At 69.2% G+C, this 2,428-nt stretch carries 4 protein-coding genes; all 4 read right to left on the bottom strand.

Annotated features, from left to right (window positions below; translation table 11 throughout):
- Positions 1-777 (bottom strand): TauD/TfdA family dioxygenase (locus AC1DOC_RS29415; protein WP_478131096.1); only part of this gene is annotated, 777 nt, incomplete at its 3' end.
- Positions 774-1,463, bottom strand: coding sequence for a 4'-phosphopantetheinyl transferase family protein (locus AC1DOC_RS29410; protein ID WP_478079359.1), 690 nt, complete (start codon positions 1,461-1,463; stop codon positions 774-776). The genes AC1DOC_RS29415 and AC1DOC_RS29410, both read right to left, overlap by 4 nt.
- Positions 1,441-2,181 carry a thioesterase II family protein gene (locus AC1DOC_RS29405; protein ID WP_478079360.1) on the bottom strand — a complete coding sequence of 247 codons (741 nt, stop codon included), beginning with the start codon at positions 2,179-2,181 and terminating at the stop codon, positions 1,441-1,443. Before AC1DOC_RS29405 ends, AC1DOC_RS29410 begins: the two co-directional genes overlap by 23 nt.
- Positions 2,182-2,186: 5 nt before the next feature.
- Positions 2,187-2,428, bottom strand: a 242-nt coding sequence (locus tag AC1DOC_RS29400) for an MbtH family protein (protein ID WP_478131095.1), incomplete at its 5' end; no start/stop codon positions are given.

The raw sequence follows: 2,428 nt of genomic DNA, 5'->3' as shown, positions 1-2,428 counted from the left end.
GCGCGGCACGTTCTCGATGCCGTAGATTTCTTCGAGCACTTCGCGCTCCTCGGCTTCGCGCGCGGAGATGTGGAACAGGTGGGCCTGGTTGAACCACACCTGCTCGCCGGTCGCGGGATGCGTCTCCACGGCCTGGCAAAGCTGCCGGGTGCGCAGGCCGTCGTCGTCCTTCCATTCCCACGCAATGCCCGAGCGCTCGCAGAAGGCCTGGACTTCGGCGCGGCTTTCGGTGTTGAACACCTTCTGCCATGGCACGTCCATCTCGCCGAAGTTGCGCACGTACAGGATGCCGGGCTCGAAGCGCTTGCGGATGTGCCCGGGCATGCGGCGGTAGACCGCGCGGCTGTCGGCAATGGGTGTCTCGCCGCCTTCGGGCGACGCGGTCACGCAGTGGAACCAGATCTTCATCGGCCACTCGCGCGTGTAGGCCTGCTCGTTGTGCAGCGGAATGCTCTGGTGCGCCGGGTATTCGGTCGAGGTGTAGACACCTGCGCCGGTGGAGGCCGACACCGCGGAGCGCGGCGTGGAGGCGAACTCGTACTTCAGCAGCGGATGGCCGAACGACGAGGCGAACTGCTGGAAGGTCTCCACCGCCGGCACCGAGAAGCCGCGCAGCAGCACGCCGCCGGCAAGCAGCAGCGACTCCTCGATCTGCGGACGCAGGCGCTGCACGGCCGAGAGCAGGTCTTCGCCGGCATGCGCGGGCGTCATGAGGACGGGCAGGTCGGAGCCGGCGGGCGCCTTGCTGCGCACGAAGCGGGTGAGCGTTTCATTCATGTCGATTCCTTGGCACGCCACGCGAGCGCGGCGGCATAGCCCGTGGGCGCATCGAGCGCCACGGCGTGAAGGCCGGACCACTCGGGAACGGCGCATTCGAGGACGTATCGCCCCTGCACGCCGGAATGGATGCCGATGGATTGAAGGTGCTCGGCCACGCCGACGCCGACGGCTTTCAGCACCGCCTCCTTGCCGACCCAGCGGCTGTAGAGGGCCTGCAGCGGGTCGCCGGCTTCCTGCAGTGCGCGGCGTTCGCTGCCGGTGAAGGCGAGCGAAGCGACGGCCTCGACGTCGACGTCGCTCCTGCAGGCCTCGATGTCGATGCCCACGGCACTCACCACGCGGGGATCGGCGAGCGCGATGAGCGCATGGGCGCCCGAGTGCGAGACGTTGAAGAGCGGCGCATCGCCGCCGGCCACGTCGAGGAAGGGCTTGCGGTGCGCGCCCATTGCGAACCGCACATCGGCCGGCTGRCAGCCCACGCGCCGGGCAAGCAGGCCGCGAAGGGCCGCGCGCGTGGCGGTGAAGCGCACGCGGTCGGCGCTGCGCGCATACCTGTCGGCCTGCGCGCGCTCGTCGAGTGCCAGCAGCTGGCGCTCGGCCGAGACATCGGCGTCCAGGTCGAGGTCGAGGCGGTGGACCTCGATGCCTGCGGGGAGCGGGTCAGGCCAGGACACGAGGCGCATGGCGCTCTCCTGCAACGGCCTGGCCAAGCCGCTCGGTGAGTGCGGCCAGGAATGCTGTTTCGTGCTGCCGGATGAAGAAGTGGCCGCCGTCGAACCAGTCGAGCGTGAAGACACCGCCCGCCTCGGCCGACCATGCATGGACGGATGCCGCGTCGATGTCGTCCTCGCGCCCGGCAAAGACATGCACGGGCATGGGCAGCGGCGCTTCTTCTTCGCGGTACCGGAAGCTCTCGCACACGCGATAGTCGGCGCCGAGCATGTCGAGCGTGATGCGCATGAGCTCCGGGCTCGCGAAGGCTTCCTCGGGCGTTCCGCCCTGCTTGCGCAACTCGGCCGCGAGCGATGCGTCGTCGGTCTTGCCGGCGAAGCGCGCGGGATCGCGCCGCGAAGGTGCGCAGCTGCCGGAAGCCAGCAGCGCAAGCGGCAACGGGCGCCCCATCGACCGCAGCCGACGGGTGATGCCGTAGGCCAGCAACGATCCCATGCTGTGGCCGAAGATCGCGAAGTTGCCGCGCAGCGCCTCGGCCTGCTCCGCGCAGACCTGCGCGACGAGCTCATCGAAGTTCCGGACCAGCCGCTCGGACAGCCGGCCACCGCGGCCGGGCAGCTCCACGGGCACGATGTGGACCCAGCGCGGCAGCAGCCGCCGCCAGCGCAGGTACATCGTTGCGCTGGCGCCCGCACAAGGCAGGCACAGCAGCGAGACGCTCGCGTCCATGCGCGTCAGCCAGCCGTGGTTCGGGCTGCAGTTCCGGTCGCCGGGTTCTGCTGCGCCATCCATTCGCGCAGCGAGCGGGGACGCATGTCGGTCCAGTTCTGCTCGACGTGGGCCAGCACGGTCTTCTTGTCGCCCTTGGCGCCTTCTACCGCCGTCCAGCCCTTCGGCACGGCCTTCCAGTGGGGCCAGATGGAATACTGGTCTTCGTGGTTGACCAGAACGATGAAGGTCTCGTCTTCGCGATCGA

The organism is Variovorax sp. 01T439_2, from assembly GCF_056398445.1.
The sequence above is the reverse complement of the archived record's forward strand: the minus strand, read 5'-3'. Positions and strand labels throughout refer to the sequence as shown.

Bases quoted from the DNA above. Each gene is read 5' to 3' on its own strand.
- AC1DOC_RS29405 (WP_478079360.1), bottom strand. From the start codon at position 2,181: ATGGACGCGAGCGTCTCGCTGCTGTGCCTGCCTTGTGCGGGCGCCAGC.